We start from the raw sequence: 258 nt of genomic DNA on the forward strand, positions 1-258 counted from the left end.
TCTCCAGGGTTTCGCGTCGCCGCGGGTTCAGCGACAGGTCAAAACCGGCTATTTCAGCCATCCCACCGACGCGAATGCGGTTGTCGAAACGGGTGATCGCGACTTTGTAGGTCTCATCGAGAATGGTCGAGGTCGGCGCCATTGCCGGGTTGGTGATCGGCACAGTCAGCGAATAACCCTTGAGCGGGTACACCGGCGCCTTGATCCCGAGTGGCTTGAGCAGCTTGGGCGAGTAACTGCCGAGGGCCAGGACATAGC

General features: G+C 60.5%; 1 protein-coding gene. It reads right to left on the reverse strand.

Annotated elements, in window-relative coordinates; translation table 11 throughout:
* On the reverse strand, window positions 1-258 hold a 258-nt coding region (locus tag AAEY72_RS15500; RefSeq protein ID WP_352311503.1), incomplete at both ends, for an FAD-dependent oxidoreductase.

Origin of the sequence: Psychrobacter sp. W2-37-MNA-CIBAN-0211 (assembly GCF_040309405.1) — a bacterium.
GTDB classification, from domain to species: domain Bacteria; phylum Pseudomonadota; class Gammaproteobacteria; order Pseudomonadales; family Moraxellaceae; genus Psychrobacter; species Psychrobacter glaciei.